The organism is Rhizobium sp. WYJ-E13, from assembly GCF_018987265.1.
Classification (GTDB): domain Bacteria; phylum Pseudomonadota; class Alphaproteobacteria; order Rhizobiales; family Rhizobiaceae; genus Rhizobium.
Map to the genome: position 1 here is coordinate 431,896 of NZ_CP076853.1, position 24,041 is coordinate 455,936.

Genomic DNA, 24,041 nt, shown 5'->3' on the forward strand with positions numbered 1-24,041 from the left:
CGCTCCATTCCCTGTGGTCTGTCATCCGCCTGCCATACTCTCCGAGAGGCAGTTTTTCCAGCTTTTTCAGCTCCGGCCGAACAGCCGCTCGATATCGGCAAGTTTGAGTTCGATATAGGTCGGGCGTCCATGATTACATTGGCCTGAACCCGGAGTGACTTCCATTTGACGCAAGAGTGCGTTCATTTCTTCCGGCCGCATCCTCCGCCCTGACCGCACTGAGCCATGGCAGGCCATCGTCGCCGCCACATATTCGAGCTTGGCGGAAAGGCCGGAGGCCGTATCCCATTCGGCGATCTCGTCGGCAAGCTGGCGGATGAGGCCTGACGCATCCACTTCGCCCAGCATAGCCGGCGTCTCGCGCACGGCAATGGCTCCCGGCCCGAAGCGTTCGATCGCAAGGCCGAGCTCGGAAAGTTCTGCCGCATGTACCATCAGCCGGTCGCAATCCTCCTCGGGAATGTCGACGATTTCAGGGATCAGCAGCACCTGCGAGGCGAGCCGCTTGGAATGCAGCGCCTTGCGCATCGCCTCGAACACCAGCCGCTCATGGGCTGCATGCTGATCGACGATGACGATGCCGTCATCCGTCTGGGCAACGATATAGTTTTCGTGGATCTGCGCCCTTGCTGCTCCGAGCGGATAACGCGCCATCGGTTCGGCGGCCGCCGCCTGCGCTTGCGGTGCCGGCTCGAAAACCGGTTCCGAACGCGCCGTCGGGTGGACGAGCCCATCGAAGGAAGCCTGCGGCCTCTCGCCGAAACCAGCAGTCGCCTGGTATGGCCGGGAAGGCGAGGTTGCGGCGGACCACGGCGCCTGCGGCCGCTGCGGTGTCGCCTGGAAGCCTGGGCGGAAGGCGCGCAGCATGTCGCTTGCATCAGTCGTCGCAGCGCGGCTGCCGTCTCGCGCCAGTGCCTCGCGGACAGCGCCGACGATCAACCCGCGCACCAGTCCCGGATCGCGGAAACGGACGTCGGATTTCGCCGGATGCACGTTGACGTCCACCAGTGCCGGATCGAGCGTGATCGACAGCACCGCGACCGCATAACGGCCCGCCGGTATTGTTTCGGCATAGGCGCCGCGGATGGCCGAGAGGATGAGTTTGTCCTGCACGGGGCGGCCGTTGACGAAAGCATATTGATGGGCCGAGTTGCCCCGGTTGAAGGTCGGTACGCCGGCAAAGCCGGTCAATTGAACGTCCTCGCGTTCGGCGTCGATGGCGATCGCATTGTCACGGAAATCCTTGCCGAGCACCTGCGCCATGCGCGCCAGATGATCCTCGCCGGTTGCCGGAAATTCCAACGTCGAACGATCGGGACCCGACAGCACGAAACGCACGCCCGGAAAGGCGATCGCCATGCGCTTGACGATCTCGGTGATGGCCGCCGCTTCGGCCTTCTCCGTTTTCAGGAATTTCAGCCGCGCCGGTGTGGCGAAGAACAGGTCGCGCACTTCGACGATGGTTCCCGGATTGGCCGCTGCCGGGCGCAGATGCACGATCTTACCGCCGGCAACCGAAATTTCGTTGCCTGCGGTACTGTCACGTCTGCGGCTCGAAATGCTGAGCCGCGCCACCGAGCCGATCGAGGGCAACGCTTCGCCCCGAAAGCCGAGCGTGCGGATATCGTCGAGCGTTTCCGATATCTTCGAGGTGCAGTGCCGCCGCACGGCAAGCTCAAGATCGGCAGCATCCATGCCGGAACCGTTATCGCTGACACGCAGCAGCGCCTTGCCACCGCCGGCGGTTGCGATTTCGATGCGTGTGGCGCCCGCATCGAGCGCGTTTTCAATCAGCTCCTTGGCAGCACTCGCCGGCCGTTCGATGACTTCGCCGGCGGCAATCTGGTTAATGAGCGTTTCGGAGAGCTGTCTGATGGCCATATGCCCATTTTCCAGGATTCGCGGTCAGGAGGAAAGGGTTTTCATCGGCCTCGGGAGGTGCTGGAGGCCTCTCCCCCAAATTTGGGGGTCATTACTGTTAAGCGGCTTTTAAGACAAAAACGGCATTTTATTCATATACCTCCGAAACTGCGAAAATCGGACAGATGTGGGATGTGAATGAATGAGTGCCGGCTTCGAAAAGGCGGACACATCATCTGCCAGTGACGCGCTGCCGCCTGAGGTTGATCTTCAGACGGTGCTTTTCGACGCGGTATGCGACAGTCTTTCTGCTGCATTCGTCATCTATGACCGCAACGATCTTCTTATTTTCGCCAGCCGCCAGGTCATGGAATTCTTTCCGGTACCCGACGATGTACTGCGGCCGGGCACCCGGCTCCGTGATTTCCTGAGCGCGGTCTACGATACCGGCATCCGCGAGCAGACCCTTGCGCACCAAGCGGTTTCGCTCAGCCGCGAGGACTGGTTGTCCCAGCGCATCGCCTCCCATTGGCGCGAACGTTTCGAATCCGTCGAGCGCCATGGTGCCGACCGTTGGGTGCGCTTTTTGAAGCGCCGCCTGCCGAACGGCTACGGCGTGACCATCATCTCCGATATTTCGGAGGCGCGTAGGCGCGAGGAACAGTGGCGCTACGATCTGGAGCGTGTGCAGCTCACCGAGGACATTCTCGACCATCTGCCTTTCCCGCTCTTCGTCAAGGATCGCAACCTCACCTATGTCGCCGTCAACAAGGCCTTCTGCGAGAAATACCAGACGACGGCGGAGGAGGTTCTCGGCCGCAAGAGCGGTGATCTGTTTTCGCCTGACATCGCCAAGCGCTTCGAGGAAAGTGACCGCCACGTGCTGGAAACCGGTGAAATGTCGGTCGCCCGCCAGCGCCAGATCGCCCGCGATGGCACGGAGCGTGACATCGTCAGCCGCAAGCACAGGATCGGCAAGCCTGGACGCTATTTCCTCGTCTCGACCATGCAGGACTTGCCGAGCGATGGCGGCGATCTCGACGAATTCAATCAGGCCTCAGAGATCACCACCTCCAGCAACCAGACCTATCGCCGCGCCTATGTGCCGGTGCCGAATGCATCTCAGCGCCGCGAGCCGGCGGCGATGGAGGCGATCGTTCCGGAGAACTTCTCCGGCCGAAAGATACTTGTCGTCACCGCGGATCTCGCCGCCGAGACTGCCGCACTGCGCACGCTTGCCAAATACGGCTTCGAATCCTGCTCCGTCCGCGGCGAGGACGAGGAGGAAAGCTTCCTCGAGATCGCCAGCTACTCCGGCATCTCGCTCGATCTCCTGATCATCGATAACCAGATGGGCATGCGCTGTCTGGAGCTCGCCGAACGATACGGCATTCCCGCCCTTGTCATGGATGGCTTTCAGATCGCCAACGAGTTGACCTTCCAGATCGCCCGCCACTTCAACCGCAACGGACGCGGCGGGGGCACTGAAGGCGACTGGGAAATCACCACGAGTGAAGAAAACGTAGGCCTCCAGGTTCTCGTCGCCGAGGATAACGACATCAACCAAATCGTCTTCACGCAGATCCTCGAAGGTCTCGGTTACCGCCATCGGATCGCGACGACCGGCGAAGAGGTTGTTCGCCTCTGGGCCGAACATCGGCCGCAGATCGTGCTGATGGATATTTCGCTGCCGGTCTTCAACGGCTTTGAAGCCTCGCGCCTCATTCGCCAGATGGAAGAGGGACAGGGCACGCGGACTCCTGTTATCGGTGTGCTGACACAGGCCTTCGAGCGCGATCGGGCTGAATGCGCCAAGGCCGGCATGGATGACGTCATCATGAAACCGGTCAGCCCGGATATCCTTGAAACGGTATTTCAGAAATACCTGATGGACGAGCCGATCAAGGTTCGAAGCTAAATACAGGTCAACCCCCCAGTTTTTGGGAATGCTTCGGGTTGTATCGCGGACGATTTACTATCGAATTGTTAAGATTTGCCGGTCATTCTTCCCCAGGGTGTGGAGGAAAATCTCGGGTTTGGAGTGATGGCGTCGGCAGAAATACCATTCATGACCGTAAGTCAGAACGACCTCCAGGCGATGGCTTATACCGATCCGCTGACCGGGTTGGGAAACCGGCATCGCATGCGGGACAAGGTGATGCAGATTTCTGCCGAGCGTGCCAGCGATCCGGCACCTTTCACCATCGGCATTGCCAATCTCGACAGTTTCAAGCCGATCAACGATCTCTTCGGCTCTGCCGCCGGCGATGAAATCCTGTGCCAAGTCGCCCATCGCCTGAAGGCCTGCATTCCGGATGGCGCGCTGGTGACGCGTCATGACGGCGATGAATTTGCTTTCGTCCTGCCGCTGATTTTTGAGCGCGCCAGTGCTGAGAAATTCGGTCAGATGATCCGCGAGGTCCTGTCGGCCCCCTATGATCTCGGCGACCGCAACGTCCGCCTTTCGGCTTCCTTCGGTTTTGCGATCTATCCTTTTGCCGGCGAGGATTGCGAAGAGTTGCTGAAGAGCGCCGAAACCGCGCTCTACCGCTCCAAGCGCCGCGGCCGCGGGCAGATCACTGTCTATTCACGCGAGATCGCGCAGGAGATGAAACGAGCGACCCAACTCGAACAGGCGCTCAGAAACGCTATCATATCAGATGCGATCGACGTGCATTTCCAGCCGATCGTCTCGCTCGCCAACAATCAGGTGGTGGGCTTCGAGGCGCTGGCTCGCTGGAATGATCCCGATCTCGGCTTCGTCTCGCCCGGTGTCTTCGTGCCGCTCGCCGAGGAGCGCGGTTTTATCGACGCCCTGTCGGAAGCGCTGCTGCGCAAGGCTGCGGAAACGGCACTTTCCTGGCCGCGCGAACTGTTCCTGTCCTTCAACCTGTCTTCGGCCCAGCTCATGGATCCGGGAACGAGCGGCAGCATTCTGTCGATCCTCGGTCGCGTCGGTTTCGACCCGCACCGTCTCGAGCTCGAGATCACCGAAACGGCTGTCATGAGTTCCGCCGACACGGCGCACCGGATTATTGCTGATCTGAGAGCTGCGGGTGTGCGCATCTCGCTGGACGATTTCGGCACCGGCCAGTCGAGCCTCGGGCGTCTGCGTGATTTCATCTTCGATAAGATCAAGATCGATCGCGCTTTCGTCTCTCGCATCAATTCCGACCGTGCCTCCGAACACATCATCAAGGCGATCCTTGCCATGTGCGAGGGCCTCGAGTTGGAAGTCGTGGCTGAAGGCATCGAGGATTATTCGGAAGCGGTTAAGCTGCGCATGCTCGGCTGCGGCATGGGTCAGGGCTATCATTTCGGCCGGCCGGCCGATGGCATCGCCACGCTGCGCTTCCTGCACGAGAATTATTGCTACGATACAAGTGCGACGGAACGCGCCAGCGCATAACGGCAGACACAAAAACGATGGCGCCCCATGGGACGCCATCGCCTACGCTCTACTCTCCGTACGAATTACTTGTTGGTCGTGGATCCCGTCGAGGTGGTGTCCGTCGGCATGGCTGTGCCGGTTGCTGCCGGAGCCTTTTCAGCCGACTGCATTGCCAGCGTCTTGAATTCCGGAGCCGCCTTCAGCGATTCCGCGGTTTCCGTGGTCGTCAGCTTGACGGAGCCGTCCTGCGTGTTCTGAGCGACGGTGATCTTCTGCATCGGGACGGCGACATTCTTTTCGCCGATGCCCAGGAAGCCGCCGACGCCGATGATAGCTGCGACGAGACCGCCATCCTTCCTCATGATGAGGTCGTTGACGCTGCCGATGCTCTCGTTGTTGCCGTTATAGACCGACTGGCCAATATAGGTATTGGCGCTGATCTGGTCCGAGGCCTGCTGCGTCAGATAGCTGTCGCCACCTGCTTGAGCCGTATCGGTGCTCGGCGCCGGGGCCGGAGCCTGGGCGGCATCACCTGCGGGCGCCATCGGCTTGACGGGCTCTGCCGGTGCGGGGGCTGCCGGATCGGCGGGCGCAGACTGCGTCGGGGCAGCAGGGCTCGCCGGCTGCGGAGTCGTCTGCGAAAATGCCGCCGGTGCAAAAGCCGTGGCAAACAGTGCGCCAGCGGCAACGGTCGTCAGGAGTTTGCGTGTCATTTCGAACCTACTTTCGTTCCTTGAGTGATCCCTGGCACAGCAGCGCCTGTTTTTCAGACATTCCTGCCGCGCCGGTTCAAGAATGAAATGACCGGTGCGCTTATTGGTTCCGGCCGAAGACACGGAAAATTTTGCGGTTTTCACCGAACCTTGATCGGAAAACGATCCAAAAGAGAAAAGGCACCCTGCAACAGAGTGCCTCTGTAAATGCGGGCTTCGGCGTTCAGATCACATAGGCAGGATCGAAAACACCCTTCACCGTGATGCCGAGCTCGAGCAGCGCGCCTGCGCTCGGCTGGGCGGAGCGGGCATCCTCGTCCAACCCCTCCCAGGCCGTCGTTACCACAAGCCGGTCGGCATTGGCACCGATGAAGGCCGGGCATGAAGGCTGTGCGGCCGGCACCTTGTAACGGGCGATGCGCAGTCCATCAGGGCTGTAGCGGTCGACGACGCCGGCACCCCAGCGCGCGTTCCAGATATAGCCGTCGGCATCGCAGACTGAACCGTCCAGTCCGCCGGGTTCGTCCATGCTGTCGACCATCACGATCGGTTCGCCCGAGGGAAGGCCGGTCTGCGGATCGACCATGACCCGCATCAGGCGGCTGATGCGGGTATCAGTGAAATAGCCGATCGTACCGTCGGGCGAAAAGCAGATGGAGTTCGGAATGCTGATACCACCGAAGATCTTCGTCACCTTGCCGGCAGCCACGTGATAGATCGCACCCGCCTGCTGCTCGGCGCGCTTGCTCATCGTACTGATCCACAATGCGCCTGAGGGATGCGTGCGCCCGTCGTTGGAGCGGTTTTCCGGCTTGTCGTTTTCGAGCGCCGCATAGAAGGTCAGGTTGCCGCTTGCGATATTCCGCACGAAAAGCCCTTCTTCGGTCGCCAGCAGCTGACGATCGGAATCGATGCGGGCAAGCACGCTCGCCATCATTGGCAGCGGATGCATCTTCTTCTCGTCCGTCGAAAGATTGAGCTCGTGCAGTTCCTTGCCGAGAATGTTGAACCACCAGACGGTGTTGGAAACAGGATCGTAAGTGGGGCCTTCACCGAGAACCGAATTGGTATTGCAAAGTGTTTTGCCCTCGAATTCATAAATATCAGTCATATGCCTATGCTCCTATGGCTGCGTCATAGGCTAAGATGGTTGCCTTGGCGCGCTCGGCAACCTCTGCAGCAGTCATTCTGGGCTTGTAAATGCTGGTGCCGAGGCCGAAGGCGAGAATGCCGGCTTTGGTGTAGTCGGAGAAGTTCTTGTCCGACACACCGCCGACCGCCGCAATCACGAGTTCCGGCGGCAGGATGGCGCGGATTGCGGTGATGCCGGAAGGGCCGAGAACGCTGGCGGGGAAGAACTTGAGGCCGGTCGCGCCCGCGCGGGCCGCCTGCAGCGCTTCTGTGGGCGTGAAGACGCCGGGCATTGTCACCATGCCATAGTCGCGGGCACGGATGATGACGTCGGGCTCGACATTCGGCGTCACCAGTAGCTTGCCGCCAGCGGCATGCAGGCTGTCGACGGCCTCTGTGGTCAACACGGTGCCGGCACCGATCAGCACATCAGCCGGCGCCATCTTGGCGGCAATCTCGATCGATTTGAAAGGCTCAGGCGAGTTGAGCGGGATCTCGATCGCCGTCAGGCCGTTTTCGATCAGCGCGCCGACCACGGCTTCTGTTTCCGCAGGCTCGATGCCGCGCAAAATGGCAATCAGCGGACGCTTCATATCGGGGAAAGGGATGCGGTTCATAGGAGTGTCTTTCTCGGTTCGGCCAGATGGCTCAATTTGGCCAGATGGCTTGGGCAGCAGCCGAAAGTCCGCCGCGAACGGCGGCATCGGCATCGATGGCGGTGAAGGAAAGGGAAAGTGTGCGGAAGGCCTGCTCGTAAAGGGCCTGGAGGCGTCCGGACGCGACGAGTGTAATGGCCGTGCCCTTGCCGGCATCCTGCAGCGCACCGGCGATTTCGAGGCCGATCAGGATGCCCGAGAGCTTAGCTTGTGCGGCAGCGGCCGAAATGCCGTGCAGAAGCTGGCCGGAGCGGGCGGTGAAAATCAGGTTGGAGGCGAGCGCCGGCCGTTTGAAGGCCGCTGCGACCGCAGCCTCGAAGGCGGCTGCATCGGCCGGCTGATCCTCGGCGCCGGCAACGGCATGCATAAGAATCGTATGCTTGGTAATCGCGTCGAAAAGCTCGCCCGTCATGAAGGTGGCAAAGCCGGTCACTCTGCCGTCTTCTACATGCACCCACTTGGAATGCGTGCCGGGCATGCAGACGGCTTGTGCGCCGCGGCTCGCAGGGCCGAGCGCGCCGAGAAGCTGCGTTTCCTCACCGCGCATGACATCGGGTATTGCCGCATCGCGCTGGGCAAGGCCGGGCAGGATACGCACATCGCGATTTTCGCCCGGCACGGACACTGCGCCTGATAGGATCGAGGAAAGCGAAGCCGGCACGTCGATGTAACCGGCCTCCACCCAGCCCTGCCGTGCGCCCGCCATGCCGCAGACGATGACCGGCAGGTCATCAGGCGCTTCGACGGCTGCGAGATGTCCAGCCAGAACTTGGGAAAAGCCGGTCTTGGCGGCCGTCGTCATACCTTCGCCGCTGCGGCGCTCGGCAAGAACGCTGCCGTCGGCACCGATAAGCCAGAGCCGGAAGCTGCTGGTGCCCCAGTCCACCGCGACATAAGCGGGATTTGCCATTAGAGAACGCCTCCATCGACGATTAGGGATTGCGCGGTCATGCCGGCTGCGCAGTCGGATGCAAGAAACAGAGCCGGACCGACAATTGCGTCCGCCTTCAATACGATCTTCAGGCATTGCCCCTGTACGGAGCGGGCAATGCTTTCCTCCGTCAGCCACAGCTTCATCTGCCGCTCGGTCACCACCATGCCCGGCAGGATGCAGTTGACGCGGATATTCTCAGGTCCCAGCCTTCCGGCCATGCTCTTCGTCAGACCGATCACTGCCGCCTTGGCGGCGGCATAGGCGGGGAAAACGCCCATGTTCAATTTGAAGGCGATGGACGACATGTTGATAATCGCCCCGCCGCCGGCCGTCCGCATCGAAGGCACAACTGCCTGCGACGTAAAGAAGACATGGCGCAGGTTTACCGCCTGGTTATTGTCCCAATAGTCCTCGGTCACATCGTCGAATTCGTGCCTGTCATCCCAGGCTGCATTGTTGACGAGCACCCGGATCGGCCCGGACTTTTCGACAACCTCGTTCACCGTGCGCCTGATGGCGTCGATATCGCGCAGGTCGGTGTGGTAGAAGCTGACCGGATGCGCGGCGTCTCCGGAAAGCCGTTCCGCCAGTTCCCGGCTTTCAGCCTCGGCGATGTCGAGGAAGGAAACCTTTGCGCCCTGCCTTGCGAAACCCTCGACGAGCGCAGCACCGATGCCGGAGCCGCCTCCACTCACCAGCACCGCGCGACCCCTGAATTCGGGAAATTGTGCAGACATAGCGCTCACCGTCTTTCTCCTCCGGCATGCGGTAAATTCCATTATTTGGAACTTAATTTGACTATATGGAATTATTCGATTAGGCTGCCTTGCCTGTCAAGGGTGGTAGGTGATGATATCAGGCGGCGACAGCATGGCGCAGGCAGATGACAAGGGGGCGACCGGCACGCCGCGTGACACCGGCACGCTCGGCAAGCTGATGGTCGTGCTCGATCTCGTCACCCACGCTGATGCTCCCTTGCGCTTCACCGATATCCTCGCGCTTGCCAGCCAGCCGCGCGGTACGCTGCACCGCCAGCTCGGCCATCTCGTGGAGGAGGGGCTGCTCGAAATCGATGCGGAGGGACGTTATGCGCCTGGCTTGCGATTGCTCGATCTCGCCTCACGGAGCTGGGCGCGCAACGAATTCCGCCTGATTGCCGCGCCGCATCTCGCCGCCCTGCATCGGGAGACAGGCGAGACCGTCCATCTCGGCGTGCTGCGCGGCTCCTCCATCATTTATCTCGACAAGGTCGAAGGACACCAGCCGGTACGCATGTATTCACAGATCGGCAATGCCTCGCCCTGCTATTGCACTGGTGTCGGCAAGGCGGCCCTTTCGGTTCTGCCGGCCGACAAACTCCGCGAATTGCTTCCCAGCCTGCGCTTCAACCGCTTCACGCCCTCGACGCATGTGAGCGGTGAAACCCTGTTGACGGAAATCGGCGATATTGTTTCTGCCGGTCATGCCTACGACCGGGAGGAGCACGAGGCGGGAATCCGCTGCGTCGCCGCCCCCATCTGGTCGGACGACCGTTCGTTCATCGGCGGGGTCTCTGTCACCGGCCCTGCTTACCGCCTGTCGATGGAACTTCTCCATGAATGGGCCATTCCGGTTCAGGTGACGGCGCGGAAGATCATGGACGAAATGCGCATCCGCCTCGGGCCGAGGCGTTGAAAGCGATTTGACGGTGGTCATTGCTGGACGTCGTATACATAGCATGCTTATGATGAGTGCGTTATTGAGATTTGACGGCGAATCACGCCAACTGGGGTCGTCCGCGAAATCATCGACAATTCACCGGCCGAACGCGCTGCGCGCCGAGGCTGAACCCTATTGATCTGACGGGCGTTGTGTAACCCACCCTGCTCCTGACCGTTTTTCCACACAGGCTGCCAGCGGTTTACCCAAAGCCCGGTTCGAAGGCGAAAAAATCTGATGGCAAGCTTACCGCAAACTTCGGTGGAAGACGCCTATGTCCAGGAGGTCGCCAGTCTAAAGACGCAGTTCGACATCTTTCGCTTCATGAAGCGGGTGACGGAGACCTATCGCAGCCGAGCCTTCATGGTCCTGAACCTGCCGCCGATCACCTCCTTCGATCTGCAGGGCAACACGATTATCACGAGCTGGCCAGCCGAACTGCTGTCGATTTATGATCAGGAAGGACTGATGATGAACAGTCCGGTCCTGCGGCGGCTGCGCACCTCGACCCTGCCGTTCTGCTACGATACGGCACGCACCAACTGGCCGCGTGATGATGGCAAGTCAGGCATGGTAGCCACCCTTTTCGAACGCTTCAAGATGATGCGCAGCGCCTATTTTCCGACGCATGAACCGTCTGGTGCACGCGGTGCGGTCTCCTTCGCCGGCGATCGCGAACCTTATACGCCCACCGAGATGCGTGAGCTCAGCTACATCGCCATCCACATCTTCGACCGGCTCGCCGAGATCCGTAATCTCGATACACGCATGACCGATACGCTGACGGACCGCGAGATCGACTGCCTCAACTGGACTGCCGCAGGCAAGACCAGCGCCGAGATCGCCGAAATCCTCGATCTCTCGGAGCACACGGTCAATCATTACCTGAACCGCGCCACCAAGAAGCTGGATACGGTCAACCGCACGCAGGCCGTTGCCAAGGCGTTGCGCATCGGTCTCATCAAGTAAAGTCACCAGCCTAAAATAACGTCAGGCGCTGCCGGGCTGCTCAATATGTGAGCGCCGTTTTCGTTGCTCGCTGTCCAAATTGACAATTGTCATCCCTTTTCGTCAATTTCGCAGTTGGCACGCTTCCTGCATTCTTATGGGCAGAGGTCCAGAGGGGACTTTGATAACAGCGCCAGCTCAATGGTGCGACCGACACGCCGCCGCCTGATATCGTTGCCGCTTTTCTCCCGGCCCTACGATGTCGGGGGCGGTTGTTGCGTTTAGGCAACCGCCTTTTGCCGCTGTTCCGAAACCGGACGATCTCCTTTAGTTTTTTCTGGCCTTTTTTTTCGCTTGCGCTAATTCGCCCCGAATTGCGTCGGTTCTCGGGGAGGCCGTTGCGGTCATCAGGGCGAAAGCCCGGCGGACTTGATGGCCGCAACGGAGAGAGAATCCGCTGCCTTTCCTTTGATATGAGATGTGCCTGCTGCCCGATTTTGTTTGGCGAAGCTGCCGACCTCCACTATTTACAGACAAAGAAAAGCAGTGAGGGCGGAATGACCGAGGTCACCAAGGAACAGGTTCTGGAAACGCTGAAGACCGTGCGCGGGCCGGATCTGGAGCACAGTATCGTCGAACTCGGCATGGTTTCCGACGTCTTCATCTCCGACGGCAAGGTCTATTTCTCCATCACCGTGCCGGCGGAACGCGCCAAGGAACTGGAGCCGATGCGGCTTGCCGCAGAGCGTGTCATCAAGGAAATGCCGGGTGTGAAAGGCGCACTTGTAGCGCTGACGGCAGACAAGAAGGCTGCCGCAAATGCACCTGCAGCGCGCCCGGCCCCACAGGCCGACCACAGCCATCACGGCCACTCCCATGCGCCGCAGCAACCGCCGCCGCGCACGGCCAAGATCGGCGTTCCCGGTATCGGCGCCATCATCGCCGTCGCATCGGGCAAGGGCGGTGTCGGCAAATCGACGACGGCGGTCAATCTGGCACTCGGCCTGCTGGCCAACGGTCTTCGCGTCGGCATTCTCGATGCCGATATCTACGGTCCCTCCATGCCGCGCCTCCTCAAGATTTCCGGCCGCCCGACGCAGATCGATGGCCGCATCATCAATCCCATGGAGAATTACGGCCTCAAGGTCATGTCCATGGGCTTCCTCGTCGATGAGGAAACGGCGATGATCTGGCGCGGGCCGATGGTTCAGTCCGCCCTCCTGCAGATGCTGCGTGAAGTCGCCTGGGGTGAACTCGATGTTCTCGTCGTCGACATGCCGCCCGGCACCGGCGACGCCCAGCTCACCATGGCCCAGCAGGTACCGCTTGCCGGCGCCGTCATCGTTTCCACGCCGCAGGATCTGGCGTTGATCGATGCCCGTAAGGGTCTCAACATGTTCCGTAAGGTCGAGGTGCCGGTTCTCGGCATCGTCGAGAACATGAGCTATTTCGTCGCGCCCGATACAGGCACGCGCTACGACATCTTCGGCCACGGCGGTGCCCGCAAGGAAGCCGAGCGCATCGGTGTACCCTTCCTCGGCGAAGTGCCGTTGACTATGAATATCCGCGAGACCTCGGATGCCGGAACGCCGCTCGTTGCCTCCGATCCGAATGGCATCGTGGCTGGAATCTACCGTGCCATCGCCGCCAGGGTCTGGGAACAGGTCGGCCAAAAGCCACAGCGCGCCGCACCTGCCATCGTCTTCGAATAGCGCGAATCACTTGGCTGCTCACCCCGAATTGTGGGGGAAATGAGATGAAAGGGCGCGGTTCAGGTAAGATGTCTTGATTATTTTCCGGCTTTGCTTCATATGCGCGCCGGCGCCATGATGGCGCGTCTGCAAATGCTCTGCGACGGCCGCCTGTCGATGAAGGTTCGGCCTCTCTGCATGTTCGGAGTTGACTTGTCGATCGAAGGATTGGTGACTGCGATGCGGTGGAGCAACCCGGCCGGAAAGGCCGCACATGGCCGGAGTTGCATGAACTCTTTTTATCCACTTCCGCTACGATCAATGACGAGTACGCCTGGCGTCACCGCGCTCGCGGTCGCATGGAAGGGGTTTCGATGAAAAGAGCTAGGACGGCCGGGTATTGCCGGCGCCGGAGATGCAGACTGTGATCACCGCATACTGTTCCAACTGCAAATCGATCGAGATTCGCGATCTTGCGAACCCTCCTGAGTTTCCGGCGGATGTGGTATGGATCGACATGGTCGAACCGACCCGCGAGGAGGAGCTGCATGTCGAAAAGGTTCTTGGCATCGAAGTGCCGACCCGTGACGATCTCAGGGCGATCGAGCCGTCTGCGCGCCTTTATGTCGAAAACAACGCAGTTTATATGACAGCGTCGCTGATATGGAAGGCAGAGACGGAAGCCCCGACCTTGACGGATGTCGCCTTCATTCTGGCCGGCGACCGGCTGGTGACCATCCGCTATGCCCATCCGAAGTCTTTCGCGCTTTTCATCGCTGCCCTGCACCGCATACCGGAGCAATGGCGCAGTGGCGCTGCCCTTCTCGCCAAGCTCCTGGAAACGATCGTCGACCGCACGGCAGAAGTCCTGGAGGTCTCGGTGTCCCGGCTGGACATCCTGTCGGTCCACGTCTTCGGCGATCGCGCCAAGAAGGTGCGCAAGCCCTCGAACTATCTGGAAGAGAAACTGAAGGACATTGCCGGTCATCACCGCATGATCAGCAAGCTGCGCGACAGCCTCGGCTCGCTCTCGCGCCTGCTTACCTTCTTCTATACGATCCCGGTCGTCCAGCACGATCAGGAAACCAAGGAACTCTGCCGAACGATCTCGCGTGACATCCAGTCCCTTTCGGAACACGCTGCCTTCGTCGCCGCCAACATCACCTTCCTGCTCGACGCCTCCCTCGGCCTCATCAACATCGAGCAGAACGCCATCATCAAGATTTTCTCGATCGCTTCGGTTGTGTTCTTGCCGCCGACGCTGGTCGCCTCCATCTATGGCATGAATTTCGAATTCATGCCGGAGTTGCACCTGACCGCGGGTTATCCCTACTCGCTGGGCCTCATGGTGATCTCCGCCGTCATCCCATTCTTCTTTTTTCGCTGGAAAGGCTGGCTCTGAGGAGCCTGTAATTGCTTCATGTCTGAAGAAAGCCATTCTCACGAACGTCACCTTGGGCCGCGCAAGCTCTTTTATCTCGCGCTGGGTTCGGTAGGCGTCGTTTACGGGGATATCGGCACGAGCCCGCTTTATGCCTTCCGCGAAGCGCTGAAGCCGGTCGCCCATGATGGTCTCACCCGTTTCGAGGTCATCAGCCTCATTTCCCTTATGATCTGGGCGCTGACCATCATCGTCACCATCAAATACGTGCTCTTCCTGCTGCGTGCCGACAACGACGGCGAAGGCGGCACGCTGTCGCTGCTCGCCCTCCTGATGAAGACCGCCAACGGCCATACTGCGCTCTTGATGCTGCTCGGCCTGATGGGCGCAGCACTCTTCCTGGGCGATGCCATGATCACCCCGGCGCTTTCGGTCCTCTCGGCCGTCGAAGGTCTGAAGCTCGTGACCCCGAGCCTGTCGGAATATATCGTGCCCATATCCGTGGCGATCCTGGCGTTGCTATTTGTCGTGCAGTCGCATGGCACGGGGGCCGTCGCCCGCTTCTTCGGCCCAATCACGGCGCTCTGGTTCCTCGTCATGGCTGCCGCCGGCATTGCCCATATTTCGGATGACTACGGCATCCTCGCCGCTTTCAATCCCTATTATGCCGTCAGCTTTCTGCTGCATGAGGGTTTCTACGGCGTTGTCGTTCTCGGCGCCGTCTTCCTGACCGTCACCGGCGCTGAAGCGCTTTATGCAGATCTCGGCCATTTCGGTCGTCGTCCGATCCAGTGGGCGTGGTTTGTGCTGGTTTTCCCGTCACTGACGCTGAACTATCTGGGGCAGGGCGCGCTCGTTCTCGGCAATCCTGCGACGATGTCCGATCCGTTCTACCTCATGTACCCACAATGGGCGCTGCTGCCGGTCGTTATCCTCGCGACCTGCGCCACCATCATTGCCAGCCAGGCCGTCATTACCGGCGCCTTCTCGCTGGTGCGCCAGGGGATCAATCTCGGCTTCCTGCCGCGCATGGAAATTCTCTTCACGTCAGAGACCAATACCGGGCAGATCTTTGTGCCCTCGGTCAACGCGGTGCTGTTCTTCGGCGTCATCTTCCTCGTGCTCGGCTTCAAGACCTCGGATGCGCTGGCGACCGCCTACGGCATCTCGGTCACCGGAGCCATGGTCGTCACCTCGATCATGGCCTTCGAATTCGTCCGCGTCCGCTGGAACTGGTCGCTTCCGGTTGCCATCATCGCGCTGCTGCCGCTGGTCATTCTCGAACTGATCTTCCTGGGCGCCAATCTCTTGAAGATCCATGACGGCGGCTACATCCCGATCATGATTGCGACCGCCTTCACCGTCATCATGTGGACCTGGCGCCGCGGTACGGCGATCCTGACGGAAAAGACCCGCCATACCGACATTCCGCTCGCCTCTTTCGTCAGCTCCATCGAGCGCAAGAGCGAGCATTCTCCGGCCCATGTTCCGGGCACAGCGATTTTCCTGACCAGCGATCCGGATTCCGCACCCGCCGCACTGCTGCACAATCTCAAGCACAATCACGTGCTCCATGACCGCAACGTCATCCTGACGATCCGCACGGTGAACAAACCGCGTGTCTCGCCGCAGGAGCGTTACAAGGTCGAGCAGATCTCCGAGCGTTTCTCGCGTGTTGAACTGCTCTTCGGCTTCATGGAATCGCAGAACGTCTCGCAGGCGCTGGCGGCATTGCGCAAGACCGGCCTGAAGTTCGACATCATGACGACGTCTTTCTATCTCGGCCGCCGCAAGCTGGTGCCCGATGCCAAGTCCGGCATGCCTTACTGGCAGGACCGCCTTTACATCGCGCTCGCCAACGCTGCCGCCAACCCCTCCGACTACTTCCGTCTGCCGGCCAACCGCGTGGTGGAATTGGGTTCGCACGTCATCATCTGATGGGAGCAAGGAGAGCGCACCATCTCGCCCTCTCCCAGTTCTGTGACGGGCACGCGAATGAGCGGGGCGAGGATGCTCCATTTCACGAAAATGTCAGCCGCATTAGAATATGCAAAAATCCTCATGGGCATATTCCGGGGCAGGTCGTTAACCAGCTATCAAGGTTAATGCGGGATTTTCTTGGGACTGTTCCTGCGTCCCATGCCCGGAGTCCGCGTTGCGTCGAATTGGCCGCTTCCGCAGCAAGCTGCGTCTCTTGCCCCAGAACTGGGTCTCTCCCGCGATCTTCGGCGTGGCCGGATGGCTGATCTTTCCGAGCGTCGCCTCTCATGCCGATCTCGCCACCATGCTCGCCGGTCTCGACAATGATGGCGAAAGCTGGCGCATGGTTCTGACAAATTCGCCGGCTGGCTCCATTCACCAGGCCGAACTCGCCTTTGCCGATCCCGCTGCCACCGGCTCGATCGCGGCCGGTGCCGGCATGGTGCTGCCCGATGGCCGCAAGGTTGCCTTCGTCTCCGGTGAGAAGGGCAGTGACGCTAGCCCGGACGAGGATCGCGTGAACAGAAGCGCCAAGAAGGGCCGCGTCGTTGCCGTGGAAAAAGTGCAGCCGCCAAAGGATTTCTCGGCCGGCTCCATCCTCGAACGTACCAGGCTGCTCTTCCGCCCGGTCTTCGACCTCAAGGAGAAATCCGCCTTCGTGAAGCCGGCGATCAAGGGCAAGGAGATCGAGATTGCCCAGGCCTTCTATAAGAAGCAGCCGGTTCCGCAGCAGGACAATGCTATGCCGGCCTTGCTGGCAGGCCTTGTGACCAGTGACAAGGCGGATGTGCTGGCGGCGGCCTATGCGCCTTCCGCGCCGGATTATTCCCGTCAGTCGCCTTTCGATTCGATCCTGACCGACAACGACGAAGGCCGTTTCGTGCCGCAGATCGGCCCGAAGGACCATGCCTGGGCCGCAAGCATCCTGCCGCCCAGTGTCTTTTCCGCCCGCGAACAGCAGTGCCTGGCATCGGGCATCTATTTCGAGGCGCGCGGTGAATCCGTGAAGGGGCAGGCAGCCGTCGCGCAGGTCATCCTCAACCGGGTCCGCAACCCGGCCTATCCGAAGACCATCTGCGGTGTCGTCTACCAGAACGAAGACTGGCGCAACCGCTGCCAGTTTTCCTTCGCCTGCGACAACATCAAGGACCGGGTAAATTCGCAATATCACTGGCGCGTCGCCCGCGATGTCGCCATGGCCGTGACCGCCGGCAGGATCTGGCTGCCGCAGGTAGGCTCCGCCACGCATTACCATGCCGTCTATGTCCGGCCGAACTGGGCCAGGACCATGGAAAAGGTCGGCCGCATCGGCATGCATGTCTTCTACCGCACCTATGGCGGCGGCTGGAGCTGAAGCGTGTCCGCAAAAGCGTGCGGCGGTTTTGCGCCAACGACATGCGGGAAACAAAAGCGTAAAGCGTGGCGAGCGATCCGAAAGATCGCGACATGCTTTAGGCAAAAGGGTTGCTGATTGCCGATTTTTCACCGTCCGGCGCCGTTCGAGCACGGATTCTTTCGGTGAAATCGGGTCCGAGTAGCCGAATTCGGCTTAAATCCTTGATTCTTCGCGGCTATTTTATGGCTGGACACAAGCTCTCTACGCCTTGACTATGCTAATCCCTAAAACTATGTTGCGCGCGACTTCAGAACGGGCCGGAAGGTTCTTTAACCTTCGCGTCCGTGGTTCGGAAAACCGGGGTAGCGGGATTGCGGGCGACGGGAGCGGAGGAGAGCACGATGGCGGATGACCGCGAAGAAAGTCTTGAGCAGCGCCGTCGGCAGCTGGAAGCGGAACTTGCCTCCAAGCGTGTCGATGACAGGAAGGAAGAAGCGCGGGAGGCCAGCGCCGAGCAGAGCCGTAAAGGTTATGCCCAGGCGATGAAGCTTTCGAGCGAATTCATTTCTGCCATCGTTGTCGGTGCTGTGCTCGGCTGGCTCTTCGACCATTTTGTTGGCACGACGCCTTGGGGGTTGATTGTTCTTCTGCTTCTTGGATTCTGTGCCGGCGTTTTGAATGTTCTGCGCGCTGCGGGGAAGGTCGCCCAACCCCTGGATCGTCAGAACACTGATAAATAGGGCCGTCTGGCCAGTGCAATTTCCGCCTCTTGGGCGGGCCAAAGAGAGAGAGCAACCGGTGTCAAACGATCCGACCCATCAGTTCCAGATCTTCAAGATTGTGCCGATCGAGATCGGCGGGATTGATTTTTCGTTTACCAACGCATCGCTCTTCATGGTGGCTTCGGCTGCTGTTGCCGCTGGCTTCCTTTATTTCTCGACCTCGAACCGCGCCGTCGTTCCCGGTCGTTCGCAGTCGCTCGCCGAAATGTCCTACGAGTTCATTGCCGGCATGCTGAAGGAAGGGGCGGGCACAAAGGGAATGAAGTTCTTCCCGTTGGTCTTCTCGCTCTTCATGTTCGTGCTGACGGCAAACCTGCTCGGCATGTTCCCGTATTTCTTCACCGTTACCAGTCAGATCATCGTCACCTTCGCGCTGGCGATCCTCGTCATCGGCACGGTGCTCGTCTACGGCTTCTATAAGCACGGCTTCCACTTCTTCAATGTCTTCGTGCCCTCGGGCGTGCCGGGCATTCTGTTGCCGCTGGTCGTCGCGATCGAAATCATTTCCTTCCTGTCCCGTCCGATTTCACTCTCTGTTCGTCTTTTCGCCAACATGCTCGCCGGTCACATCACGCTGAAGGTGTTCGCAGGCTTCGTCGCCTCGCTTGGAGCCCTCGGTGCAGTCGGTGTCGGCGGAGCCGTTCTTCCTCTGATCATGACCGTCGCCCTGACCGGTCTCGAGTTCCTCGTTGCCTTCCTCCAGGCTTACGTCTTTGCGGTGCTGACTTGCATGTACCTCAACGACGCGATCCATCCGGGCGGGCACTAAGGATAACGACATCGACGTCAAAGGGCGTCAGTCATTCGCCGCAACAACCATTTAAAGGAGTTCAACATGGACGCGGAAGCAGCAAAGTTCATCGGTGCAGGTCTGGCTTGCTTTGGTATGGCCGGTACGGCTCTCGGCCTCGGCAACATCTTCGGCAGCTACCTCTCCGGCGCTCTGCGCAATCCGTCTGCTGCTGACAGCCAGTTCGGCCGTCTGGTATTCGGCTTCGCCGTTACGGAAGCTCTGGGCATCTTCTCGCTGCTCGTCGCTCTTCTCCTCCTCTTCGCCGTTTAATATCGGTGGATTGACGGATCACGGCCTGCGAACAGCAGGCCGTGATCCTTTGCATTTGCAGTACACCTGGAGGTGAGCATGTATTTTGTGACCCCGGCCTACGCTGAAGAGGTCCCGGCGGGAACCGCGACGGATGCGCATGCCGCTCCGGCTGCCGGCGAGGTCCATACCGAGACCGGCGTTGCCGAAGGCGAGCACGCGCGTGGGCCTTTCCCGCCTTTCGATTCGTCGACCTACGCATCCCAGCTTCTCTGGCTGGTGATTACGTTCGTCATTTTCTACCTGCTCATGCAAAAGGTCATCGCACCGCGCATTGGCTCGATCCTCGAGCAGCGTCACAACCGCATCTCGCAGGATGTCGAAGAGGCCGGCCGCCTGAAGGCTGAGGCTGATGCCGCTGTCGCAACCTACGAAGGCGAACTCGCCGCTGCCCGCGCCAAGGCAAATTCGATCGGCACTGCCGCTCGCGACGCCGCCAAGGTAAAGGCTGAGGGTGATCGTCGCGCTGTCGAGGCAAGCCTGACCGAAAAGCTGAAGGCTGCCGAGGCTCGTATCGCCGATGTGAAGGCAAAGGCTTTTGCCGATGTCGGCGCCATCGCCGAGGAAACCGCAGCGGCCGTTGTCGAACAGCTCATCGGCGGCTCTGCTGTCCAGTCTGATGTCGCAGCTGCCGTTGCAGCAGCCAAGAAGGAGGCTTGATCGATGGAATTTGCTTTTGATGCAACTTTCTTCGCCTTTGTTGGCCTTGTTCTCTTCCTGGCGCTGATCGTTTACCTGAAGGTTCCGGGCATGATGGCGAAGTCGCTTGACGACCGTGCCGACCAGATCCGCAACGAGCTGGCAGAAGCCAAGCGTCTGCGTGAAGAAGCCCAGCATCTGCTCGCTGAATACCAGCGCAAGCGCAAGGAGGCTGAAGCCGAAGCAGCGCATATCGTTGCCGCTGCAGAGCGCGAAGCCGAAATGCTGACCGCTGAAGCGAAGAAGAGGACGGAAGAGTTCGTCGCCAACCGCACGGCTCTTTCCGAGCAGAAGATCAAGCAGGCCGAAGCCGACGCAATGAAGGCTGTTCGCTCCGCCGCAGTCGATCTCGCCATCGCAGCCGCTGAAGCCGTGATCGGTAAGCAGGCTGATGGCAAGGTTCAGTCCGAGCTCTTCGGTCGGGCCGTCGGCGAAGTGAAGACCCGTCTGAACTGAGCTGCAGCGCTGCAGGATTGGAAAAGCCCCGCTTCGGTGGGGCTTTTTGTTTTTGGCAGATGCCGTGTGATTGGCGTGATGTGTGAGCTTTTGATGGCTGCGCGAAGCACCTAAGAGCAGCCCCTTGGGAACCGGCTCAGAAGCGCTCTGTATGAGGCAAATGGCCCCTCCGGCGCTTCCCGCCCCATGCGGCTCGCAAGGAAACGAGGCGGTGGCGCTGGAGTCTACTCCTCCAGCATCTCTCCATTCACCTCTCCCACGACGCCGTCCTGGCGCAGTGGCCGGAAGCTCATCCGGTGCAGCGGGCACGGCCCGTGCTTCTCTATGCCGGAGCGATGCTGCGCCGTGCCATATCCGACATGAGCGGCAAACCCATATTCGGGAAACACCAGATGCGCCCGCGCCATCATCCGGTCGCGCGTCACCTTGGCGACGATGGAAGCGGCGGCGATCGAGACGGAGCGTGCGTCACCCTTCACCACGGCCTGCCCGGGGCAGTCGAGCCCTACAGGCACGTCCAGCCCATCCGTCAGTACATAACTTGCGGGTATGGAAAGGCCGCAAATCGCACGGCGCATAGCGTCGAGGCTTGCCTTGCGGATATCGGTTTCGTCGATGCGTGTAGAGCTGGAGGAGGCGATGGAGACTGTTGCGGTCGCAAGAATTTGGACGAACAACTCCTCGCGCCGCTGCGCTGAAAGCTGCTTGGAATCGTTGAGACCCTCAGGAATGCGCTTGGGATCGAGGATCACGGCTGCAGCGACGACAGGACCGGCAAGTGGTCCGCGTCCGGCCTCATCTGCGCCCGCAACAGGCCAGTGACCAGCCTTGCGGGCTTTCAGCTCCAGCCGGAAATCCGGCACGAGGGGAGCCTCTTCAAAGAGCAGAGGAGAATCGGGTGACGTGCGACGTTTCATGCGGTTGAACTTCGCACGCCAACCCGATTTCCTGCAAGCCCCCGGATCAGGGCGGCGACGGCCGGGGGCGGTCCAGCGGATGGTGCGGTCAGGGCCATCCGCGGGAATTGCGTAAGGCAGAAGACGCGGGGCAGGTCTTCTTTACGCCTCACGCAAGCTCGTTAATCACAGCAGCGAAAGCTGCACGCCGCTGCCATTGGGCGGCACAAACAAGTCGTCGCGCAGGGCAAGGCTTCGACGGGTCAGCTCAAGCCGCTTTGCCGCCATCTCGAAGCGGCGGGCGATCTGCCAGGCATAGGGTCCCGCACCCTTCATGCGCTTGCCGAACTCGGCATCATAATCCTTGCCGCCGCGCATCGAGCGCACCAGCGACATGACATGGCGATAACGATCAGGATAATTCTGCAACAGCCAATCGCGGAACAGCGGGCTCACTTCCAGCGGCAGCCGCAGAAGCACATAGCTCGCTTCTTCAGCACCCGCCGCCTTGGCGGCATCCAGGATGCGTTCCAGCTCGTGATCGTTGAGTGCGGGGATGACCGGCGCGGCCATCACTGACGTACGCACACCAGCCTCGGAAAGCCCACGGATCGCCTCCAGCCTGCGCGTCGGCGTCGATGCCCGCGGTTCCATGAGGCGGGCAAGTTTGCGGTCGAGCGTCGTCACTGAAATGCCGACACGCACGAGGTTCTTTGCCGCCATCTCCGTGAGGATATCGAGGTCGCGCAGGATCATCGCCGACTTGGTGACGATCGCCACGGGATGATTGGCCTTATTCAGCACTTCGAGGAGTTGCCGCATGACGCGCCATTCCTTCTCGATCGGCTGATAGGGGTCGGTATTGGTACCAATCGCGATGACGCGCACCTTATAGCCCGGCTTGGCGAGTTCGCGCTCCAGAAGCTTAGGCGCATCCGGCTTGGCGAAGAGCTTGCTTTCGAAATCCAGCCCCGCCGAAAGGCCCATATAGGCATGCGTCGGCCTGGCGAAACAGTAGATGCAGCCATGCTCGCAGCCGCGATAAGGGTTGATCGACCGGTCGAAGGAAAGATCGGGAGATTCGTTGCGGGTGATCGCCGTGCGCGGCTTTTCGACCTGCACATCCGTCTTGAAGGGCGGCAGTTCCTCAAGCGTCTGCCAGCCATCATCGAAGGTTTCGCGTTGTGTTGGCTCGAAGCGGCCGCTGGGGTTCAGCCCCGCACCGCGGCCGCGCCGCCGGTCAACTTCGATGCGCAGCCCCGAGGCCGCGATCATCGCATCGGCAATATCAGCCGTATTGGCAGGCGCAAATGCGGCCTGCCCTGCAAGGGACTGTGGTCTCATCGGATTCTCCAGCGGCGGAAAACGCTCGATCCCGCTCGTTTTGATGATTAAATTCCTATCGGCAAAAAGAGAACAATGCAAGAACAAAATGAGGAAAGTCCCGCTGGCAAAATTTTGTGCGGCGCTCTATAAACAGGCAATGTTGACTGTCGTTCTTGAATGCCAGGATCAGGAATCTGAGCTGGCCCAGACTCTATCGGTATTGGTGGCAGGCGCCGTGGAAGGCCTCGTCAGCGATGTGGTCGTGCTCGATCACGGCTCGCGCGACGGCACGGCCCGGGTGGCGGATGCCGCTGGCTGCCGTTTCCATTCACAATGGGATATCAAGGATATCATCCGATCCGCCCGCGGCGAATGGCTGCTCTTCGTCGAGCCGGGCGCAAGACCGCAGGCGGGCTGGATCGACGAAGTCTCGGAATATGTGGTCTTGAATAAGGTCTCTGCGCGCTTTACCGCCTCGCGTGTCTATCGACGCCCCTTTTTCCAGCGTGTCGGCCGTGCCAGACCACCGCTGGAACTCGGCCTGCTCATGCCCAAGAAGCTTGCCGTATCCGCTGCAAAGAGCGGCATGCGCCTTACCGAATTCGTCAAGGCGCAGAAACCACGCCAACTCTCCAGCGAATTGATCCCTTCCTGGGTTGCCCGCGCTGCCCGGTAGCGTGATGTTGTAGACAACAGGTCAGCGAAAATCTCCTCTTCTGCCGGATTCCCGGCGAAAGGAGGTGCGTCATGCTGCGCAATAAGGTCTACGGCCCGCTGGCCGTCATATTGACGATATTGGTGATCGCGCATCCGCTTCCGGCAGCATCGCAGATGATGCGCAGTTGCGCAGGCCGATCCGAGATCGTCAGTACATTGCTGAAAAGCTCACGGCAGTCGGACTGATCAACCAGAACGCCATTCTTGAGGTTAATGCCGCCGAAAGCGGCACCTGGATGCTCGTCGTTACAGATGTTCACGGCATAAGCTGCGTAGTGCTGTTTGGTGATAGCTGGGACACAATGCCCAAGCTGCCGGGCCTTGCGACATAGGGAAAGCTGCTG

General features: G+C 60.3%; 22 protein-coding genes and 1 pseudogene. 15 read left to right on the forward strand and 8 right to left on the reverse strand.

The genetic code is table 11. The features are described from left to right. Positions 1–66: 66 nt before the first annotated feature. A complete protein-coding gene (mutL, locus tag KQ933_RS02120; protein ID WP_216757168.1) occupies positions 67–1,881 on the reverse strand; it encodes a DNA mismatch repair endonuclease MutL in 1,815 nt (604 codons plus the stop codon). 181 nt (positions 1,882–2,062) lie between these two features. On the opposite strand from mutL, the gene KQ933_RS02125 reads away from it, so the two are divergent. Then, the gene (locus KQ933_RS02125) at positions 2,063–3,778 is read left to right on the forward strand and encodes a response regulator (RefSeq protein ID WP_216757169.1); all 1,716 of its coding nucleotides are present in this window, start codon (positions 2,063–2,065) and stop codon (positions 3,776–3,778) included. Between the two features lie 123 nt (positions 3,779–3,901). Next, positions 3,902–5,269 carry a bifunctional diguanylate cyclase/phosphodiesterase gene (locus tag KQ933_RS02130; protein ID WP_216757170.1) on the forward strand — a complete coding sequence of 456 codons (1,368 nt, stop codon included), beginning with the start codon at positions 3,902–3,904 and terminating at the stop codon, positions 5,267–5,269. A gap of 65 nt (positions 5,270–5,334) precedes the next feature. On the opposite strand, the gene KQ933_RS02135 is transcribed toward KQ933_RS02130, so the two are convergent. The 5 genes from KQ933_RS02135 to KQ933_RS02155 form a co-directional block, all read right to left on the reverse strand. After that, a complete protein-coding gene (locus tag KQ933_RS02135; protein WP_216757171.1) occupies positions 5,335–5,964 on the reverse strand; it encodes a PRC-barrel domain-containing protein in 630 nt (209 codons plus the stop codon). A gap of 223 nt (positions 5,965–6,187) precedes the next feature. Continuing rightward, entirely contained in the window at positions 6,188–7,075 is an 888-nt protein-coding gene (locus KQ933_RS02140) for an SMP-30/gluconolactonase/LRE family protein (RefSeq protein WP_216757172.1), read from the reverse strand. Positions 7,076–7,079: 4 nt separating this feature from the next. Further along, positions 7,080–7,712, reverse strand: a complete 633-nt coding sequence (locus tag KQ933_RS02145) for a 2-dehydro-3-deoxy-6-phosphogalactonate aldolase (RefSeq protein ID WP_216757173.1) — start codon at positions 7,710–7,712, stop codon at positions 7,080–7,082. 31 nt (positions 7,713–7,743) lie between these two features. After that, a complete protein-coding gene (locus tag KQ933_RS02150; RefSeq protein ID WP_216757174.1) occupies positions 7,744–8,661 on the reverse strand; it encodes a 2-dehydro-3-deoxygalactonokinase in 918 nt (305 codons plus the stop codon). After that, on the reverse strand, positions 8,661–9,422 hold the full coding sequence (locus KQ933_RS02155; protein ID WP_216758808.1) for an SDR family NAD(P)-dependent oxidoreductase: 762 nt from the start codon (positions 9,420–9,422) through the stop codon (positions 8,661–8,663). Before KQ933_RS02155 ends, KQ933_RS02150 begins: the two co-directional genes overlap by 1 nt. Positions 9,423–9,534: 112 nt before the next feature. Between KQ933_RS02155 and KQ933_RS02160 the strand changes: the two genes are divergently transcribed. The 11 genes from KQ933_RS02160 to KQ933_RS02210 all read left to right on the forward strand — a co-directional run bounded on the left by KQ933_RS02160 (position 9,535) and on the right by KQ933_RS02210 (position 20,758). Next, entirely contained in the window at positions 9,535–10,359 is an 825-nt protein-coding gene (locus KQ933_RS02160) for an IclR family transcriptional regulator (RefSeq protein ID WP_216758809.1), read from the forward strand. Positions 10,360–10,620: 261 nt separating this feature from the next. Next, positions 10,621–11,352, forward strand: a complete 732-nt coding sequence (locus tag KQ933_RS02165) for a LuxR family transcriptional regulator (RefSeq protein WP_216757175.1) — start codon at positions 10,621–10,623, stop codon at positions 11,350–11,352. Between the two features lie 536 nt (positions 11,353–11,888). Continuing rightward, positions 11,889–13,043, forward strand: coding sequence for an Mrp/NBP35 family ATP-binding protein (locus KQ933_RS02170; RefSeq protein ID WP_216757176.1), 1,155 nt, complete (start codon positions 11,889–11,891; stop codon positions 13,041–13,043). Positions 13,044–13,446: 403 nt separating this feature from the next. Next, positions 13,447–14,424, forward strand: coding sequence for a magnesium transporter CorA family protein (locus KQ933_RS02175; protein ID WP_216758810.1), 978 nt, complete (start codon positions 13,447–13,449; stop codon positions 14,422–14,424). An 18-nt stretch (positions 14,425–14,442) separates the two neighbouring features. Continuing rightward, positions 14,443–16,341, forward strand: a complete 1,899-nt coding sequence (locus KQ933_RS02180; protein WP_216757177.1) for a potassium transporter Kup — start codon at positions 14,443–14,445, stop codon at positions 16,339–16,341. A 217-nt stretch (positions 16,342–16,558) separates the two neighbouring features. Beyond that, the gene (locus KQ933_RS02185; RefSeq protein ID WP_216757178.1) at positions 16,559–17,737 is read left to right on the forward strand and encodes a cell wall hydrolase; all 1,179 of its coding nucleotides are present in this window, start codon (positions 16,559–16,561) and stop codon (positions 17,735–17,737) included. Positions 17,738–18,120: 383 nt separating this feature from the next. Next, positions 18,121–18,459, forward strand: coding sequence for an AtpZ/AtpI family protein (locus KQ933_RS02190; RefSeq protein ID WP_037105792.1), 339 nt, complete (start codon positions 18,121–18,123; stop codon positions 18,457–18,459). Between the two features lie 58 nt (positions 18,460–18,517). After that, positions 18,518–19,270, forward strand: a complete 753-nt coding sequence (locus KQ933_RS02195) for a F0F1 ATP synthase subunit A (RefSeq protein WP_216757179.1) — start codon at positions 18,518–18,520, stop codon at positions 19,268–19,270. Between the two features lie 66 nt (positions 19,271–19,336). After that, a complete protein-coding gene (locus tag KQ933_RS02200) occupies positions 19,337–19,564 on the forward strand; it encodes a F0F1 ATP synthase subunit C (RefSeq protein WP_015338972.1) in 228 nt (75 codons plus the stop codon). 78 nt (positions 19,565–19,642) lie between these two features. Continuing rightward, positions 19,643–20,263 (forward strand): F0F1 ATP synthase subunit B, encoded by a 621-nt coding sequence (locus KQ933_RS02205; RefSeq protein WP_216757180.1) that lies wholly within the window; start codon positions 19,643–19,645, stop codon positions 20,261–20,263. Positions 20,264–20,266: 3 nt separating this feature from the next. Further along, on the forward strand, positions 20,267–20,758 hold the full coding sequence (locus KQ933_RS02210; protein ID WP_216757181.1) for a F0F1 ATP synthase subunit B: 492 nt from the start codon (positions 20,267–20,269) through the stop codon (positions 20,756–20,758). 224 nt (positions 20,759–20,982) lie between these two features. Here the strand turns inward: KQ933_RS02210 and KQ933_RS02215 are convergent, their stop codons facing one another. Both KQ933_RS02215 and KQ933_RS02220 read right to left on the reverse strand, forming a co-directional pair. Then, positions 20,983–21,675: a ribonuclease HII gene (locus tag KQ933_RS02215; protein ID WP_216757182.1), complete on the reverse strand. Its 693-nt coding sequence runs from the start codon at positions 21,673–21,675 to the stop codon at positions 20,983–20,985. 165 nt (positions 21,676–21,840) lie between these two features. Then, positions 21,841–22,998: a PA0069 family radical SAM protein gene (locus KQ933_RS02220; protein WP_216757183.1), complete on the reverse strand. Its 1,158-nt coding sequence runs from the start codon at positions 22,996–22,998 to the stop codon at positions 21,841–21,843. Positions 22,999–23,137: 139 nt separating this feature from the next. On the opposite strand from KQ933_RS02220, the gene KQ933_RS02225 reads away from it, so the two are divergent. Next, positions 23,138–23,656 carry a glycosyltransferase family A protein gene (locus tag KQ933_RS02225; protein WP_216757184.1) on the forward strand — a complete coding sequence of 173 codons (519 nt, stop codon included), beginning with the start codon at positions 23,138–23,140 and terminating at the stop codon, positions 23,654–23,656. A 71-nt stretch (positions 23,657–23,727) separates the two neighbouring features. Beyond that, positions 23,728–24,029, forward strand: a pseudogene (locus KQ933_RS33305) (hypothetical protein). Positions 24,030–24,041: the final 12 nt, after the last annotated feature.

Coding starts and splice junctions, on each gene's coding strand:
- mutL (WP_216757168.1), bottom strand. CDS start 1,881: ATGGCCATCAGACAGCTCTCCGAAACGCTCATTAACCAGATTGCCGCC.
- KQ933_RS02125 (WP_216757169.1), top strand. CDS start 2,063: ATGAGTGCCGGCTTCGAAAAGGCGGACACATCATCTGCCAGTGACGCG.
- KQ933_RS02135 (WP_216757171.1), bottom strand. CDS start 5,964: ATGACACGCAAACTCCTGACGACCGTTGCCGCTGGCGCACTGTTTGCC.
- KQ933_RS02140 (WP_216757172.1), bottom strand. CDS start 7,075: ATGACTGATATTTATGAATTCGAGGGCAAAACACTTTGCAATACCAAT.
- KQ933_RS02145 (WP_216757173.1), bottom strand. CDS start 7,712: ATGAACCGCATCCCTTTCCCCGATATGAAGCGTCCGCTGATTGCCATT.
- KQ933_RS02150 (WP_216757174.1), bottom strand. CDS start 8,661: ATGGCAAATCCCGCTTATGTCGCGGTGGACTGGGGCACCAGCAGCTTC.
- KQ933_RS02155 (WP_216758808.1), bottom strand. CDS start 9,422: ATGTCTGCACAATTTCCCGAATTCAGGGGTCGCGCGGTGCTGGTGAGT.
- KQ933_RS02160 (WP_216758809.1), top strand. CDS start 9,535: ATGATATCAGGCGGCGACAGCATGGCGCAGGCAGATGACAAGGGGGCG.
- KQ933_RS02165 (WP_216757175.1), top strand. CDS start 10,621: ATGGCAAGCTTACCGCAAACTTCGGTGGAAGACGCCTATGTCCAGGAG.
- KQ933_RS02170 (WP_216757176.1), top strand. CDS start 11,889: ATGACCGAGGTCACCAAGGAACAGGTTCTGGAAACGCTGAAGACCGTG.
- KQ933_RS02180 (WP_216757177.1), top strand. CDS start 14,443: ATGTCTGAAGAAAGCCATTCTCACGAACGTCACCTTGGGCCGCGCAAG.
- KQ933_RS02190 (WP_037105792.1), top strand. CDS start 18,121: ATGGCGGATGACCGCGAAGAAAGTCTTGAGCAGCGCCGTCGGCAGCTG.
- KQ933_RS02200 (WP_015338972.1), top strand. CDS start 19,337: ATGGACGCGGAAGCAGCAAAGTTCATCGGTGCAGGTCTGGCTTGCTTT.
- KQ933_RS02205 (WP_216757180.1), top strand. CDS start 19,643: ATGTATTTTGTGACCCCGGCCTACGCTGAAGAGGTCCCGGCGGGAACC.
- KQ933_RS02210 (WP_216757181.1), top strand. CDS start 20,267: ATGGAATTTGCTTTTGATGCAACTTTCTTCGCCTTTGTTGGCCTTGTT.
- KQ933_RS02215 (WP_216757182.1), bottom strand. CDS start 21,675: ATGAAACGTCGCACGTCACCCGATTCTCCTCTGCTCTTTGAAGAGGCT.
- KQ933_RS02220 (WP_216757183.1), bottom strand. CDS start 22,998: ATGAGACCACAGTCCCTTGCAGGGCAGGCCGCATTTGCGCCTGCCAAT.
- KQ933_RS02225 (WP_216757184.1), top strand. CDS start 23,138: ATGTTGACTGTCGTTCTTGAATGCCAGGATCAGGAATCTGAGCTGGCC.